Consider the following 15676-nt stretch of genomic DNA (forward strand, 5'->3'; position numbering starts at 1 on the left):
ACCAGTCTCCTCGAGACTGATGACCCAGAAGAAAATTGATAGGAAAATCAAATCGGGTCGCGGATTTGGCGTAAGAGAGTCCTATGAGCCTTGGATCAAAATATGGGATATCAAGTCGAGAGGAGTATCACATCTCGTACCTGGAGTTAAATTTCGTCGCAGCCATCATTTGCTATCCAACGCGGAGCGCGACTTTCACCTGATCCTCGAGCATGACCCCTCAATCATCGACATCCGCGAGCAGTTTCCACTACTAACACAGGCTGAAACTCAGGCGATCGCTTCGAGCTTGAATTACCATCACCCTGTGTATCCAGGTACTCAGGTCCCTGTGGTTATGACCACTGACTTTCTCATAACGTTTATAGATTCGGCGGGCGAAGCGAGGTTAGCTGCACGCTCGGTGAAATACCGCAAGGAATTTGAGGAGGCCGACCGAAGGGAACAGAATCGCATGGCGGAAAAGCTCGAGATCGAAGCTAAGTACTGGGCCGTGAGGAATGTAGAGTGGAAACTGGTTCTCCATGAAAGTCTCTCTCGCATCAAGATAGCAAATCTCGTAATTCTTAGAACTTATGCGAACATTCATCCTTCTTTGCCTACTGATAAAAATATAAATAACCTCCTCGAGGTTATAGCGGGATGTAATACTGAACAATTACCACTTAAGGTACTACTTCAAAAAGCCTCACGAGTAGTTTTTATCGAGTATATGGATGTTAAACGCCTCTTTCATCACCTTCTCTGGATGGGCAAACTGGAGACGGATCTTACTGATAGGTTGATAAGCTTATCTGAACCTTTACGAGTTTGGGTTAGTGAGTCATTCGCTTCCAGTACACCAAAAATAGAGGTGCTTCGTCATGCTTAGTCTTGGAGTTAACTGTATCGTTTCTCCAGGTGAAGGCTCTGGGCTTCTGAATAAGCCGGTCAGGGTTTTAGGCATAAAGGATGAACTTGTCTTAGTCATTGAACTTGGCTTGATGCCGAGGAAACCATGGTGGGTTGTAATATCTTTGCTGATCGAAGAGATTAATAGCGGAGCGGCAGTTATTAATCCAGAACTGGTACCTCTGCACTTGCTTCGAAGTGATGACGAGATCGGTGAGAATGAAAAGGCCAGCCGAGATAGGAACTGGGAGCGGGTGCGTGGTTTGGTGGAAGACCATGGCCCCCTCGATATCTTGACGTCGAACTTCGGTGCACTTGTTGCTGATCATGCAATCATGGAGGGGGTTGATCGGAAGCAAATTTATCGCCTGCTCTATCGGTATTGGAGCATGGGGCAGACACGTAATGCCTTTTTGTGGAATACCAGCGCGTGCGGAGGCCCAGGGAAGAAAAAAAGTCGTGCCTCGTGCATCGTTCCTGGTCGACCGCTTAAATATCGGGGTGTAGTTGTGGATGACGGTGGTGCCATTCTGCTCGAGTCGCGGCACATCACGCACATTCGCTTGGCCTATGGGCGCTTTGCCAGTGGCAAGTGCGGTAAGTTAAAGAAAGCTTATGATTGGATGCTCAATAAGTTTTACAGATCGGTTAAGCCCGATGGTTCGAAAGGAAATTTGGTTCGCGGCAGCTACCCGTCTATAAACCAGTTTGAATATAATGGGAAAAACTTCTTTGATGAACTCTATAAGCTGAAGAAAAGTGGCGGTGCAATTCGCTATAACAAAGACCACCGCGCGTTAATTGGATCTGCCTCTCAAGGGTTGATCGGTGCAGGCCATCGTTACGAGATCGACTCGACGATTGCTGATGTTTATCTAGTGCACCGTGTAAATCGATTGTGGCTGATCGGCAGGCCAGTATTGTATGTAGTGGTTGATACGTTCACCAGAATGATTGTAGGCATTCATGTCGGTCTTGAAGGGCCCAGTTGGAATGGCGCTCGACATGCCATTTATAATGCTTGCACGCCCAAGAAAGAGTTTTGCAAGCGCTACAACATTGAGATCGATGAGGCTGACTGGCCTTGCTCTCATCTTCCTGTCGAGCTTGTCGCAGATCGCGCCGAACTACTCAGTGAAGCTGGGGAGACGATGACGAAAATGCTTGGCACGGCATTGAAGATTTTGCCACCGTTCCGGCCTGATTGGAAAAGTATCATTGAAAGCCGATTCCGGCTGATAAACGGACAACTGGATTTGAAGTTCGTCCCGGGTGGCGTAGACGCTCGGAAGATGGAGCGAGGTGACCGTGACTATCAGCTCGACGCAATCTTCGACATCGATGAGTTTACTGAGATGGTCATCGCCGGTGTTTTGGCTCACAACATAAGCCTCCGCGTTCCTCATCTCCTGAACCGGGAGATGATCGCCGCAGAAGTTGAGCCTACGCCTATAGCCATGTGGAAGTGGTCTATGGCAAACAATCTTCTGAACTCGAAGATTGTGTCACCGGCGGAGCTGAAGATCGCATTGCTGCCGTCGCAGGAGTGTCGGATCAGTCGAGGTGGCATCAATTTCCAAGGTGTGCAGTACACGTGTGAAACCGCCATACGTTTGGAGTGGTTGGAGCGATCTCACAACTTTAAAACGAGGTACGTAAGGGTTTTCTACGACCCAAACTCTATCGAAAACTGCTGGATGAAATCTGAGGCGGGTTTCGAGCCTTTAACCATCGTACCGCAGCAGCGAGCTAAGTATGGCGGGCTTCGTATGGAGGAGGTCCTCGATATGATCAAGATTCTGAGCCAGGTCGCTCCTGATGCCAGGTACGAGGATGCCAACACTGGAGCACTCCTCCAGGACCACCAGGAGGAGATCCTTCAGCGGGCGCAGGCCAAACGCAAAGGCCAAGGGGATCCGAAGTCACACGCTGAATTCAAGCGTGACAAGCGCTCGAAACGTGCCGCAGAAGCCCAGAATGAGCGCGACCTGCATACAGCTGATCTAAATCAGATTCGCCTTGTGGATAAGCCGCCGGTTGCAGTGGAAACTCATAAGCCAGACACTGTAATGACCGTCTCGGGTAGGAGCGCGGCTTTCCTGAGATTGGTGATCAATACGGACAACGAGGCTAACCATGAGTAAGGTCAGATTTGCGCGGGCAGATTACAACCTGACTGGCATGCCTCAATACGACGGTAATCCTCTGATTGAGTGCCTTCCGAAGATTCTGTCGGACGTTGATGTAGTCCGGCGCATCGGACACATGCCTCCTCGGCCTGATGAGACGGAGCGAGCCTTGGACCCTAAGCTACGTGGCCATGGCATCAACAGGATGAAGGATGTCGTCGTACCTTTTCATATCCACCTCAGACTTGAGGATCTGTTCAGTCAGTTGATTCGATATGGGTACACCGGGCGCAACCCATTGCATGCGTCTACCGTTAGACATCGCTTGCCTTCTTCTGCGGAAATCAAGGGGCATGGGTTCATGTCCACCGCTGAAACTTTGACCCTGATAGGGTTGAGTGGCATGGGTAAAACGACTGCGCTGAACTCCATTGCCAAGCTTTATCCACAAGTAATCAGTCACAGTAAGTATAAGCGGCAGATCTTCATCGAGACTCAGGTGGTCTGGCTCAAGATCGATTGTCCGCACGATGGCTCGTTAGGCGGTTTTTGCGCCGCATTCTTCTCGTCGTTGGATGACGCATTGGGCATTGAGAAGTACTCAGGCAGAGCCGGTACTGGCCGCAGCATCAGCGTCATGCTTCAAAGAATTAGTCAGCTATGCAAGGCCTACTTCATCGGGGTTCTCATCATTGATGAGATGCAGCATCTTTGCTCATCCCGAGGCGGGAAAGATCGCGAAAAGCTGCTCAATTTTTTCGTGCAGCTATCGAATGATGCCGGCATCCCGCTGGTCTACGTCGGCACGAATGCCATGCTTCCACTGTTTTCAGGTGTTGTGCGAAATGCCCGGCGTGCAGCAGGAATGGGTCCTATCGCCTTTGATAGGTTTCCCGAGGGTGACCCGTATTGGGCGCATCTGGTGTCACAGCTTTGGTCATACGACTGGACCAAAACTTCGGTTCCGTTGACGGGCAGGCTCGTTGCCAAAATCTATGATCTCACCCAAGGAGACACGGATTTCCTGGTCAAGCTTCTTCAGCTAGCTCAACGGCACGCGATCTGGGAGAACATCGACTCGATCACGCCGGCGCTTCTGCAGGAGGTGTACGACGATCAGATGGCGATCCTTCACAAGCCTATTGAGGCTTTGCGAAGCGGGGATCCATTACAGATTGCTGACTTCGAGGACTTGATGCCTACGAAGGACCAGATTGCTCAGATGATGAATTACGATTTGGCGCGTCGCGCAGACAGATCGTATCTCTCGTTGATCACCCAGGCCGCGATCGCACCCGTTATGCACAGCGAAAAAGCAGCAACAAAGCCTGCTAGTAAACCGGTAGTTCCGGTTCCCAACGAGCCAGTACCAACTGCCCATTTTGTCGAAGGTGTTGATGTGCAAACTCAGCTCGAACAGAGGGGGTGGGTGGATAAGGAGTCAGCCTGGTGATGAACCCGGGAGATTAGGTTAATGGATCGCTTGCATGGATTTCCTCAACCGTTCCCTGACGAGTCTCTCTATAGCCTGGCGGTCCGTTATCACAGGCTGTTGTCGAACGACAGCTATCGCCGGACAAGCCAGGAGCTGTTTGGTGTGTATTCCAGAACCTGTGGCTCTATCTTGCCGTGCTGCTTGGGCGCGCTGTCGCAACGGTTGGCATCAGCTTATTCGGTAGAGCAGTTGATTGACCGTTTTACCCTTTTGCCTCTGTACGAACCATTCTTAAATGACACGAAGAGCCGTGCTGCGCGTATCGCCATGGCTGGTGACGACGGCACAGGCCTGAAGATGAGCCTAGGAATCACAGCCTCAGGATTCCTCAAGCACGCATCTTTCAGATACTGCGAGAGATGTGTTGAGGAAGACATTCAACATTGCGGATCGGCCTACTGGCATCGTATTCACCAGGCGACGGGTACTTGCATCTGCCCCCTCCATGGAGAGGTGCTCTGCGGGACGACGTTTCCGAATGGAGCAGACTGGCGTTGCATGCTGTTTCCGGCAGAAGTGGTAGGGTCGCCAGTGATGCAGGTTCCTTGCAGGCCTGCAGCTGGTGAATTAAGTGAAATGCAACTTTGGGGACTCGAACACCCTGCGGCTGTTCGTAATCTACTGGTCGGAGACTTCCTCTGGCATCGTCTGGATGAGATGGGCTTCCTCAAGGCTGGCCGGGTGAGGCTACAGACATTAAAGAGTTTCTTGACCCCTCGTTTGCTCTGTAGCCCTCGCGGTAACGAGTTTCAGGAGCTAAATTGCTCCTGGGAATGGGTGTTGGGTGTCGTGCGCCCACGTAGGACGGTCGTACAGCCCTTGAAATTCTACTTTCTCTGCTGGCTCCTCGAAGCAGGCCTTGAGCATCTGAAATCCTTCCTTCCCCAAGCCGATATTTACGGTGGGGAAGCGACTGAGGGCAGCAATACTGGTGTCCCCGCAGAGGAGAGTGAAATTGAAGCGCGTCGGCAGGCGTTCTCCAGCAGCAAGAATGTGAAGTGCCATGAAAAGCCTGGCTACCAGTGGCTATACCGCCATGATAGGGAATGGTTAACCCAGTATGTATCTGCCCATCCGTTTATTAGGCGAATGACGGGTTTGGTCGATTGGGCGGCAAGAGACGAAGCCCTTGCTCGAAACTTGCTGATCGCCAGGGACCAAATTCTATTTACGCAGGGCAAACCGCAAAAGGTTACCCGCGCCGCGCTGAACAGAAGAGTCGCCCATTCCCAAGACTTTTTGAGGATGCCTGATAAATTCCCAATCAGCACTCTGTTGATGAGCGATATGCTCGAATCTGATCATGACCATCAAGTTCGTAAAGTCAGATGGGCGGTGAGGCAGTATCTTTTACCTGAACGAAGCGCATTAAGCGTCGTATACCGATTTGCTGGAATTAGGCTTTCTCATGTAACGGAAGAGGAGGTGTTAGACATTCTCTCTGTTGCAAAGGAGCTACGTTTGACCTCAGGAAGCCCTTGAGCTATTGATCAGCACTGAGGAGCTGAGCTGATGACCGCTTCGCGGGGATTTGGTTTGTTTATAGGTCGTTGAATAAACGAGATGAATGAGTCTGCGTTTTTGAATATAAGAAAAGCCAGCGCTAAGGACATACCCAAAGAGTGGTAATCACTGTTTGTGTCTTTGAATGCCATTCCTAAAAATTTACTAACATCGCTTCGGTATGATGAATAACCAAGTTTAAAATTTTTGCCATATGTCAAGCTTACATATTTTTCAGTAAGATGACGGTTTACGCATATAGTATTATAAGTCGAACCCCGAAACTTTAGGAGCTCTTGGGCGAAGACTGCCAAGTCGTGATTTGGTGTTCCTATAGCCGTATCAGGCTCAGGAAACGAAAAGCTGCAGTCGATAAGGGACGCCAGTTGATGCGCGTGGATAGAAGTTTCACAAGATGGGCACTTATCATGTAGTTTAACTGCATGTTTATAGCAAATTGTTACAGCGCGAGGTAGGTGCGATACGTGTATGTACGGCGAACCAAAACTCTGTATATCCTCGATCACGCACTTACTGCAGATTTTCCATCCCCGTGTTGGAGTGTATGTACTATCGTGTACGCTACGACCTAAAACTGCAAAAAGTGGATAAAGCGTGTTTTCATTTAAGACTTGCTTGGCAATGTTGTCATCTACGAACATCGATGGTAACACAAGCTTCCAACTACCCTTGCTATTTGTTAGTCTGATTTTCTGGATGTGAAAATCATCTTTTCGGAAGTTTTTTATCCCTTGGATCTCTTTCCCTCTACGTAAAGCTGATGCCATAAATTCGCCAGGGAATGGAGCGTAGATCACTTTCTCTACCAATAGAAATTTGTTGGTAATAGTCGCGTAGGGGAGAAAGATATTCAAGACTTACTTTCGGTTTCACTAAACCTACACGCAGCTCGTCCGCTACCTGCAGGGGGCACTTGGTCGAGTTCGTCGATAAGGAAGTCGGATAAAGCGTCTCATTGACGGTTTCTAGGATAAATTTCTAAGAAATTATAGCCAAGCTCCGCTGAAGCGTTTTACATGCTTTAGGCCAGAATCATACCAACAAAATTCATGCTCGCAGGGAAACGTTAACAAGCTGGTAGGTGGTGCTAATCACACTGGACAATCTTTAGGCCGTAAGACAGAGTGCCACTACTCTCTCACTGAGGCTGGTTATATTTCAGTTTCAGCCCCCACACGCCTTGTGTACAAGTGATGATCTGCACAGGGCTCAGAGGTATATAGACATGGAAGATAAACATCTAAAACCTTTAGATCATCAGTTAGAGGACGAAGCTGAAGTGCGCTCGATGGATCCGAGAGAGATCGAGGTTCGGTTAGCCATCGCTGATTACGTGATCCGAAGGGTAGGTGGTACACCTGCAGGGAGTGAGATTTTTGATGCGCTCATCAAACGCTTTGAGAACAGATACCCTCAGCACAAGCTCTTAGCGCATTTTCTCACCAGCCCAGAGCATTTGGAGATGTACGCAGATGATCTTGAGGATTGATGAAAAAGTGGTTCCCGTGCGGTTTTCGCTGTTGTTTCAAACTATGTTCTGTATGGTCGTGGGCTTTTTTTGCTGGGAACGCTAGGCAGTTTCAATGACACCTGATGCCACTGTACTAAATGTATTGGCGCATCTAGCAGATTCACTGCGGCAAGATTATTTCTGGTAGAACATCAGCCGCAGTGAAGGAAATGACTAGAGTTAGGCTACTAACTGCAGGCGAGGTGCGAGTACTAGGTAGTCTTTGGGGATGGTGGATAGGATCGCGGCGACTTTCTCCCGAGGCAGTTCGTCACCGAGCAGCGCTTCAATCTTGCCAAGCCGTTCTTGGACAGCGTAGGTACGATCCCACTGAATACTGAACCGTTTGGCCGCAACCTTCTGCTCCACAAGCACAAGATTTCTATTCCAGTCGTAGGTATAGCGCATGCCTACCTTACTCGGCAATCCGTTATCATCCGGCTCTAGGAAGTTCAGCTCGAACACAATTCCTTGCGAGTTTTTTCGTGCGGAGGACTCGACGTAGTCGTCTTCGAAGAGATTGTCGATCAGTTCGCTGGGCTGAACACCACGGGTCACGTGGAGAGTCGAGAGCTCATCAACAAGCATTTTGATGGATTCGAGACTCATTTCAGCATTCCCCTCAGTTCATCGATGACCACCACCACGTACTCGATTGACTTGGTCAGTGAGCTGTTGTCGCGTTCTGCAACCTTACCGAATTTCTTCGCCAGCTTAGTGTTGATATAGCTCACAAGTATACCGTCGTTGGGCATGCTGGGTTTCGCCACAGGCAGGTGATTTTTGAATATCGGATAAAGGGTAGAAGCTTTTTCTTCGATCTGCAGATCGCTGAGTAAGGTTGCGATCTCGTCCTGAGCTTTCTTAGTCAAAATCTCGCGCAGCTGCTTGCGTGCGATTTCAGGCCGTTTCTCCACGAGATTGGGGTCTATGAGCTGAGCCGCTTTTTTGGTCTCGGCACTAAGGAAGACGTTTTTGAGCTGCGCTAAAACATCCGCGTCGTAGCCCTCAATTCCAGGAAGAGCCAGAATCTTCTGTGTAGCGATGGATTCGACTTCGGCCCTTTTCTCGGAAAAGATCTTGTTGAAGTCCAAATCTCCAAGGTAGGAGTCACGGTCACTCACAAACGCTTCGGTGGTAGAAACACCTCCCAGACCCTGTTCCTTTCGGGTGTAGTCTTGGTCTGTGATTGTGTATTCGCGGGTGCGCTGGTGCTTGGCCCGATCAACCTCCGTTTGGAATGCGGTCCACATAGAGTCCAAACCGGTTTCCTGGTGATAAATCACCACGGCGTTGTTATCGATCTCGAAGGCAGTGATCTCCTCGGCCGGAATAGCCCGCAGAACTCGGCCCACGATCTGCGCAAAGGCATTTTCGCTTCGGTAGGGACGGAACAGGGCCAGTATCGTGAGGTATCGATGGTCGTAGCCCTCCATCAACATGTTCACGGAGATAACGACATCGCACTGGTGGTTATCGATCACGCGGAATGCCGCATCGATATTCGCCTGCTCCATGTCGCTGTGCACGATAGCTGCAGTCAAGTTCTTGGATTGATACCAAGTGCGCAGGTCCTCGGCGTGTGTGATGCTGCAGCCGACCGCGAGAATCTTATGTGGCACATCCGGTGAGGTTTTCCTGAGCTCATCCAATTTCAGAATGCTCAGGTTTATAACGTCCATCGAGCATTCTGGGGATAGTGCTACGCTGCGCTCTACCCACTCTTGGTCCTTGAATTCTAGGACTTGTTCTTTGGAGAGCCGGACTCCTGGCTGCTCGGCGACTGTGAAGTAGAGTTCATGAGCATTGACTGTCTCTTTTCTCAGCCACTTCACGTACCGATCACGCATCACCTCAGACAGAGGCGTCTTATGGATCAGTTTTCCTGGCACTACCTGGTTGTCGCCTCGGTACGGTGTGCCCGTCACGAAGATCTTCTTGGCCGTGGAAAAATGGGCCAAGGTCTTTTGCCAGCTACCCGCCGGCCCATGATGCCCCTCATCGATAATGATGAGATCAAAGAAGTCAGATGGCACTCGCTTTGTCAGTGATTGGCCACGCTCGTTGTACACCTGCTGGATGTTTGAATAGACGAAGTGAGCCTGCTCAAGGCTGGACGGATGGGTGTCAGAATTGAATTCGCATGTGATCGGAAGATCCTCGGCGCTAAAAATCACATCGAAATTGATCCAGAAGTTGTCCTCCAGAACTTCCTGGGTCTTTCGGATACTCTGCTTCGTGACCAATCCCGGTGTGATGATCAACACGCGCCCCTTTGACAGACCAAACGGTACGATCGAGATTAACCCGCTTTTACCCGTTCCCGTCGGCAGGACTATCAGCGCATCCTCGTTGGAGTTTTCAAAATGCTCCTGGGCCTTGATATAGGCCTCAATCTGAGGGCTACGCAGCTTTTTATTGCCAAGGATGTTAGCTGCCGTTTCGGTGAAATAATTCATAGACAGTCGAGGTTCCTATTGGCGGCGCGCGCCCAGGTGCCCGCCGGCTGAGCAAGTGCATGGCGACGGGGAAGACGGAGTAAGGAGTGTTCGAAGTGCAGCAGATGAGGGCATTGAAATATCCATATTTCGGGCTAGGCATCACCAGATGTTTATGATGGCTGAGCGTGTGTGCTGTGGCTGATTGTAGCCCAGTGATATCACGCTTAGGTCCCCGAAATTCCGAAAATTGTATTAAACGCTGTCGTCAGACCAGTGAGTTATTGGTCTTGCAAGATGTCTAGAGAATCCGGGGCGATTCAGAGTGCCAGTCCAATCAAGCGTCTTGAACTTCACTGAGAACGATCGTGCTACACGGGTGAGTTTGTCTCATCCCTGACGGCAGAGGAGCGCAGGAACTTCGAGCGACTCCATCCAGCCGGCTAATTTCGTCAAAAAGGCATTGAGCCGGAGACCTTACTTAAGTCGACCGGCCTATCGCGGAGCTGGGAAGGGCCTCCCGGTTTCGATGTCATTTTGGGTGGTCATGCATATCATCGGAGGGGATTCAGCCTCAAGCTCTCGGAACCGATGTGAGACCTGGGTATGAGGATTGCCCTATCTCGTCAGCGTATCGAGAATACACTGCGGTGAGGCCATAGCTCATTCGCGCTAGGGAAGCAGCATTTGCTCAAGAATCTCCACTGTGCTTCGTAATAGAGCTGTGGATTGAGGGGCTTCACGGATTAATCTTTCAACACGAGCAGAGATGGACGTTGAATCCAAATCTGCGGGATCGAGGTTAATGTGCAGTAATGTGCATATGCTTTGCACGCTTTTATTGATCGTGGCGATCTTCCCCTGCTCAATTCGAACCACTTGGCTGTGGTGGATACTAATTAATTTCGCAACGTGTTGTTGTGTATAGCCGAGCGCTTTTCGCTTCGATTTAATCGAGGCACCGAGGGCTTTTGGATCGAGTAGCTGCTTGATTTTTGGGGTCATAATGTGCATAATATTTGCACATTTATTGATTCAAGACTAGCTGCCATGACGGTGTATGTTGATGCTGAGGCGATCGAGTGGCGGGGTAAGCGCTGGTGCCATCTTGTAGCAGATACGCTTGACGAACTTCACGCTTTTGCCGATCTACTCGGACTGCGTCGAAGCTGGTTTCAGTGCAAGAAATACCCGCATTATGACGTGACGATATCAGTTCGCACCAAGGCGCTCAGGCTGGGCGCATTGGACGCTGATCGTGAAACTATCGTGGCTTGCTGCAAAAAAATGAGGGTTGAGTTGTTGGCGTCACCGCCAAAGCTTACGCTGCAAATGTCACTTTTTTAGCCAACTGACAACGGATAGTCATCCATGTTATCGCCGCGCCCAGAGCCACTTTCGGTACCCAATTTCATGCTTAAGGCCCGTGAATCTCTGCGCTTTGCGGACGACGATCGCGGCCTTGAATACGTTAGATACGGCTTTTTTGGTGAGATCGGTGGTTTGCTTTCAGCGGTTAAGAAAAGCGTGCGGGACAGCCTTGATGAGAATGTCTGCGAGCTGGCAGGAGAAGAGTTGGGGGACGCTTTGTGGTACTTGTTTATCACGGCCCATTTGCTGGAGGTTGCTCCCAATGAACTTGGACATCAGTGTCTGCGGGTGCTCAGAGAACACTTCAACGACCAAAATGTGGCTCCGGACACGATCATAACCTTCAGGCATGTAGATGCTTTGATCGAAGTCCATATGACGACTGACGGCCTCGTGAGGTCTACTTATCTTGGTGAGCTTGCGAAATCGGCAGGCGCCTTGGCGGACATGACATATGGTGCATTGCAGAGTCTCACTATTCCGCGCCGCGCCGAGTACCTGGGAAAGCTCATGGCATGGCTCGCACTGAGCGGTGCCAGTTTCAAACTTTCGTTGGAGGAGGTGGCTTGGGCGAATATTTCAAAGACGGCAAGTCGTTGGCCCAAGAATTATGGGACATATCCGAAGCATTTCGACGACAGCATGCCCCTCCACGAGCAGTTTCCCCGTAACATCAAAATGGATTTCATTGAAAGGGAGCAAGGGGATTACAAGTATGTCGTCCAGAGGATGTCAGGGGTGTATATCGGTGATCGCCTTACTGATAACAGTCATGAGCAGGACGATTATCGTTTTCACGACGTTTTTCATCTCGCCTACGTTGCTCACATGGGATGGTCGCCAGTGCTGCGAGGGTTGATGAAGCGCAAGCGTAAGTCCATCCCAAAGATCGATGAAAACGAGGACGGGGCACGCGCGGCCATCATTGAGGAAGGCATCGCTACTTGGATTTTCAATCACGCGAAGCATCGGAACCACTATGCGGATGTCTCTGAAGGCAGCCTAGACTATGGCCTCCTCAAGCAAATTGCCAGCATGGTGCATGGCTATGAAGTTGCTGAATGTGCTCTCTGGCAGTGGGAGCGGGCGATAATCGAAGGCTTTGCAGTCTTTCGGCAGCTGCAAGAACATCGATGCGGCACTATTGAGGTAGATATGAACGCCCACACACTTAAATTCATGCCCTTGGTAGAAAAAGATGACTCCGAGTAAGTTTGTGGCAGCCTTATCTGGCTTCGCGCTTCACAACGTGTTCAACCCGTATGCAGATCTATGCCCAGTGTATGATCGGGCAAATGCCGCCGCCTCACGACGCAACAATCTGCGAACATATTTGGCTGCCGCGAAAAATATCGGGGTCGACACAATCTGGATGGGGCGTGACTTAGGGTATCGAGGGGGCAGGAGGACAGGTTTGGCGCTAACAGATGAGTATCATCTGCCTGAGATGTCCAAGCTTTATCCGGGATGCGTTTCGAAGCAAGTGACACGTGGACCTGCAATTGCAGAAAGGACCGCTGCAGAGATTTGGTCAATCCTGCGCTCGCTCGAAATCCCGCCTTTGCTGTGGAACGTTTTTCCGTTTCACCCACACGAACCTGGGAATCCGTTCAGTAACCGCAAGTTTACAGCGCGTGAGCTTTCCCAAGTGGATGAGTTGAACAACTCTCTCATCCAATGGTTGGGCATTAAGCGCATCGTCGCCATCGGTCAAGATGCTGGCCACTATGCTGTCCGTTTTGGTGTCCCGGTAGAGACGATCCGACATCCAAGCTACGGTGGCGTCAAGGATTTCAGGGCTGGGATGGCCCGGATCTATGCGTTGGAGCCCGACCATTCGAATGTTCAGGCATCGCTTTTTTAGATCTGTAAAGAATTGACGAATGCCTTAGTATCTTTCACTCCAGCAGCGACGCTCCCAGGCTCCAGTCTGGCATGGGTGGAGACGCAAGTGAGGGTTCCAATACCAAAATTGGATTCGGTTGCCACAAACCAAAGGAGATGGGTCAACCCCATCAGATTGCCTAATGCACGGGTGCCGTAGTAGTGGGAACGATAAACCGCTGTGAGATGAATCTTCTCATCGATCAATTTGAACGAGAGATGGCTCAGGCACGGATAGCCGGACGGCTTTCTAGCATCTTTCACTGGATCGTAGATAGGTAACTCAATTCCTACCTCATGAAAAGGCAGTATGTCTTCAATAACGTCCAGAACACCGAGCTCATAGTGGGCCTTCAGTTTTCTCCCCTCGTGCGTATTCACCAGCTTTTGGACTAGAATCTCGAGTGGGTTTAGGTGTACCGCCTTCTTGCCGGTCCCACTGGTACGCTTCATCATGCGTAGCGCATAAGTGCCCCAAGTGCCCTGAGCCTTTCCTTCCGCCATCAACGAAATAAACTTTTCATAAAATACCGGACGCTTGTGTCGCAGATAGACTCCCAAGGGAAATATTGTATCGGCAACAGTGCTGATCGTCAGACCCGGAACATTCTGGCTTAACGCTTGGTCAACACTGCCTAGAACTGCCTTTGCTTCTGCTGTCATCGACAGCGGATCAGAAATTTCAAGGATCAGATTCTGATCTTCCATGCATGGCCGACCCGCTAAATATTGAGCTGCGTCTAGCCAAGCGGCTACGAAGCCAGGACGCTGAAAAAGCTTTGCCATTAGGAAACTCCGAAGGCGAACATTGAATGAGTCAAGACGTAAGACTCACAAATCCAGGCCCGGCCCGCGCCATCTCCCCATGGCGCTCCCCAACTGTTGCGAATGAGCAGCCATTGCTTGCTGTTCGATGCCCCGTAACCGACGACAACGACCGCATGGAGCATTCCTGGGAGTACCTGATCACTAAATGAAACCATGCCATTTTGGGGAGCATAGAATTCGTGGGTCAGTCGCAGGGCTAGTCCGGTGGGTGTATTTCTTTTTAATCGAACCACAATTTCGTCGAATCGATTTTGCTGTAGCCCGATAGTGTTGCCGTGAAGAGGTAGTTGTTGGGGTAGGGCCGGTACAGGTAACGGCGGTTCATCTGCCTGATAAGGGAAGCTGGCTTCCAATGGCTGTCCGACTTGTGCTGCCGCTATGGCCGAATCCCAGGTCATACCGTCATGTGGCTGCCAGTTCTGAAGAGACAGCGCGGCGACTCTATAAATGTACTCGGGGCTCAAGTGATCGTTCGCTAACTGATAATTCAGGTCAGATAACGCAAACGCTAGGCAGGTAGGTCTTAAGCCTTGCGGGCGGACCGTGATGTCTGCTTCCGGCAGTCGGATCAACTCATTCAGCATGCGTCACCCGATTCAGTCCTGCAATCCGTTGGGCTCGTACAAGGCCGTTAGAAAGTTCCTCAAACTTTGCACGAGATTCGAAAGATTGATGCGCAGGCTCGGTCGGGGCGAATGGCCTTGTTTCTTTGAGCTGGAGGGAAAGCGGCGCGTCGCTGGCCGATTTGGCGCCCGTAATCTCATAGTCCATCATCGGCGGACCGCCAAAACGGTTCAAATGATCAAACTCTGCTGCAATGGGAGAAGTTTGCAGCGGGGCAACGCTAAAGCCCTCGGCGGAAAGGTCGGAAGAATCCATGTGCCAAAGGTAGCCAGAGCCTGCATGGCTCTTGAGTCTCACCACCAAATGATCCTCGGGGCGCGGTTCTAGAATGAGGTTTTTGTCTTGTGGATCAATGAGCCAGACTTCTTTCGTGCTGTCTGGTAGCTGAGTGCCGAGCAACGCCTTTTTGATTTCTGCAGGCTTCGTACGGCGCATATCTTCACCGGTCATTGGATCAATTAAATTGAGCCGCTGCAGCGTCCAAGTCATTGCGTCGTAGCTGATCCCTAACCTCAGCGACAACTGATAGATTTTGAGGGGGGTCAATGGCTCCCGAGTCCAATCCTTACGGCGCAATAGTTTGAGCAGTAGTGATTTTGGAGCGAGCAATTGGAATGCGAAGGCGTCAGCCTCTTTTTCCACCTGCTGTGCGTTCGCTCCTACAGGCACGATATCTGAAGAACTGGAGTGCCCTAGGAAGAAGTGACCGAGCTCATGTGCGCAGGTCATATGAACCAGGCCAGCAGATCGGTCGGAATTAATCAGAATACCTGGGCGCGGAAGTCTCAAAAAGGCGCCTAGTAGCTTATCGAGTCGGCGAAGTAACACGGGAACTCCGGCAGCGGTAGCTACCTGGAACGGATCAATGCGTACATATCCGTCGTCATCCACTCGCTTCAGGGCGCCAGATGAATGCAGCGCATCGCTAGCGTGCTCGGCAACTTTAAAGAAAAGGTTGTTTCTTGCCATTCCATGACCTAAA

The 15676-nt window shown here is 50.6% G+C and carries 14 protein-coding genes; 8 read left to right on the forward strand and 6 right to left on the reverse strand.

Annotated elements, in window-relative coordinates; all coding sequences use genetic code 11:
• Positions 1-19 precede the first annotated feature (19 nt).
• The 5 genes from GYN01_RS10290 to GYN01_RS10310 all read left to right on the forward strand — a co-directional run bounded on the left by GYN01_RS10290 (position 20) and on the right by GYN01_RS10310 (position 7528).
• Positions 20-871 carry a TnsA endonuclease N-terminal domain-containing protein gene (locus tag GYN01_RS10290; protein WP_203306977.1) on the forward strand — a complete coding sequence of 284 codons (852 nt, stop codon included), beginning with the start codon at positions 20-22 and terminating at the stop codon, positions 869-871.
• On the forward strand, positions 864-3035 hold the full coding sequence (locus GYN01_RS10295) for a Mu transposase C-terminal domain-containing protein (protein ID WP_203306978.1): 2172 nt from the start codon (positions 864-866) through the stop codon (positions 3033-3035). Before GYN01_RS10290 ends, GYN01_RS10295 begins: the two co-directional genes overlap by 8 nt.
• A complete protein-coding gene (locus GYN01_RS10300) occupies positions 3028-4473 on the forward strand; it encodes an ATP-binding protein (RefSeq protein WP_203306979.1) in 1446 nt (481 codons plus the stop codon). Before GYN01_RS10295 ends, GYN01_RS10300 begins: the two co-directional genes overlap by 8 nt.
• A 21-nt stretch (positions 4474-4494) precedes the next feature.
• Positions 4495-5997 carry a TnsD family Tn7-like transposition protein gene (locus GYN01_RS10305; protein WP_203306980.1) on the forward strand — a complete coding sequence of 501 codons (1503 nt, stop codon included), beginning with the start codon at positions 4495-4497 and terminating at the stop codon, positions 5995-5997.
• A 1267-nt stretch (positions 5998-7264) separates the two neighbouring features.
• Entirely contained in the window at positions 7265-7528 is a 264-nt protein-coding gene (locus GYN01_RS10310) for a hypothetical protein (RefSeq protein ID WP_238936186.1), read from the forward strand.
• Between the two features lie 201 nt (positions 7529-7729).
• On the opposite strand, the gene GYN01_RS10315 is transcribed toward GYN01_RS10310, so the two are convergent.
• The 3 genes from GYN01_RS10315 to GYN01_RS10325 form a co-directional block, all read right to left on the reverse strand.
• Complete coding sequence (locus GYN01_RS10315; protein ID WP_203306981.1) at positions 7730-8158, reverse strand: hypothetical protein; 429 nt, start codon at positions 8156-8158, stop codon at positions 7730-7732.
• Positions 8155-10008 carry a DEAD/DEAH box helicase gene (locus GYN01_RS10320; RefSeq protein WP_203306982.1) on the reverse strand — a complete coding sequence of 618 codons (1854 nt, stop codon included), beginning with the start codon at positions 10006-10008 and terminating at the stop codon, positions 8155-8157. The genes GYN01_RS10315 and GYN01_RS10320 overlap by 4 nt, the downstream gene beginning before the upstream one ends.
• A 651-nt stretch (positions 10009-10659) precedes the next feature.
• Entirely contained in the window at positions 10660-11001 is a 342-nt protein-coding gene (locus tag GYN01_RS10325) for a helix-turn-helix domain-containing protein (RefSeq protein WP_203306983.1), read from the reverse strand.
• Positions 11002-11037: 36 nt separating this feature from the next.
• On the opposite strand from GYN01_RS10325, the gene GYN01_RS10330 reads away from it, so the two are divergent.
• From GYN01_RS10330 to GYN01_RS10340, 3 genes are all read left to right on the forward strand, one after another.
• Positions 11038-11334, forward strand: a complete 297-nt coding sequence (locus GYN01_RS10330; RefSeq protein WP_203306984.1) for a DUF4031 domain-containing protein — start codon at positions 11038-11040, stop codon at positions 11332-11334.
• Between the two features lie 66 nt (positions 11335-11400).
• Entirely contained in the window at positions 11401-12570 is a 1170-nt protein-coding gene (locus GYN01_RS10335) for a hypothetical protein (protein ID WP_238936187.1), read from the forward strand.
• 202 nt (positions 12571-12772) lie between these two features.
• Positions 12773-13222 carry a uracil-DNA glycosylase gene (locus GYN01_RS10340; RefSeq protein WP_238936188.1) on the forward strand — a complete coding sequence of 150 codons (450 nt, stop codon included), beginning with the start codon at positions 12773-12775 and terminating at the stop codon, positions 13220-13222.
• Here the strand turns inward: GYN01_RS10340 and GYN01_RS10345 are convergent.
• From GYN01_RS10345 to GYN01_RS10355, 3 genes are read right to left on the reverse strand one after another with little or no spacing between them, the layout of a single operon-like run.
• Positions 13219-14028, reverse strand: a complete 810-nt coding sequence (locus tag GYN01_RS10345) for a thymidylate synthase family protein (RefSeq protein WP_203306987.1) — start codon at positions 14026-14028, stop codon at positions 13219-13221. The genes GYN01_RS10340 and GYN01_RS10345 overlap by 4 nt on opposite strands.
• The gene (locus GYN01_RS10350) at positions 14028-14654 is read right to left on the reverse strand and encodes a C1 family peptidase (RefSeq protein WP_203306988.1); all 627 of its coding nucleotides are present in this window, start codon (positions 14652-14654) and stop codon (positions 14028-14030) included. Before GYN01_RS10350 ends, GYN01_RS10345 begins: the two co-directional genes overlap by 1 nt.
• A complete protein-coding gene (locus GYN01_RS10355) occupies positions 14644-15663 on the reverse strand; it encodes an ImmA/IrrE family metallo-endopeptidase (protein ID WP_203306989.1) in 1020 nt (339 codons plus the stop codon). The genes GYN01_RS10350 and GYN01_RS10355 overlap by 11 nt, the downstream gene beginning before the upstream one ends.
• Positions 15664-15676 lie beyond the last annotated feature (13 nt).

Source organism: Pseudomonas weihenstephanensis, from assembly GCF_016812185.1.
Taxonomy (GTDB): domain Bacteria; phylum Pseudomonadota; class Gammaproteobacteria; order Pseudomonadales; family Pseudomonadaceae; genus Aquipseudomonas; species Aquipseudomonas weihenstephanensis.

Bases quoted from the DNA above. Each gene is read 5' to 3' on its own strand.
- GYN01_RS10290 (WP_203306977.1), top strand. From the start codon at position 20: ATGACCCAGAAGAAAATTGATAGGAAAATCAAATCGGGTCGCGGATTT.
- GYN01_RS10295 (WP_203306978.1), top strand. From the start codon at position 864: ATGCTTAGTCTTGGAGTTAACTGTATCGTTTCTCCAGGTGAAGGCTCT.
- GYN01_RS10300 (WP_203306979.1), top strand. From the start codon at position 3,028: ATGAGTAAGGTCAGATTTGCGCGGGCAGATTACAACCTGACTGGCATG.
- GYN01_RS10305 (WP_203306980.1), top strand. From the start codon at position 4,495: ATGGATCGCTTGCATGGATTTCCTCAACCGTTCCCTGACGAGTCTCTC.
- GYN01_RS10310 (WP_238936186.1), top strand. From the start codon at position 7,265: ATGGAAGATAAACATCTAAAACCTTTAGATCATCAGTTAGAGGACGAA.
- GYN01_RS10315 (WP_203306981.1), bottom strand. From the start codon at position 8,158: ATGAGTCTCGAATCCATCAAAATGCTTGTTGATGAGCTCTCGACTCTC.
- GYN01_RS10320 (WP_203306982.1), bottom strand. From the start codon at position 10,008: ATGAATTATTTCACCGAAACGGCAGCTAACATCCTTGGCAATAAAAAG.
- GYN01_RS10325 (WP_203306983.1), bottom strand. From the start codon at position 11,001: ATGCACATTATGACCCCAAAAATCAAGCAGCTACTCGATCCAAAAGCC.
- GYN01_RS10330 (WP_203306984.1), top strand. From the start codon at position 11,038: ATGACGGTGTATGTTGATGCTGAGGCGATCGAGTGGCGGGGTAAGCGC.
- GYN01_RS10335 (WP_238936187.1), top strand. From the start codon at position 11,401: ATGCTTAAGGCCCGTGAATCTCTGCGCTTTGCGGACGACGATCGCGGC.
- GYN01_RS10345 (WP_203306987.1), bottom strand. From the start codon at position 14,028: ATGGCAAAGCTTTTTCAGCGTCCTGGCTTCGTAGCCGCTTGGCTAGAC.
- GYN01_RS10350 (WP_203306988.1), bottom strand. From the start codon at position 14,654: ATGCTGAATGAGTTGATCCGACTGCCGGAAGCAGACATCACGGTCCGC.
- GYN01_RS10355 (WP_203306989.1), bottom strand. From the start codon at position 15,663: ATGGCAAGAAACAACCTTTTCTTTAAAGTTGCCGAGCACGCTAGCGAT.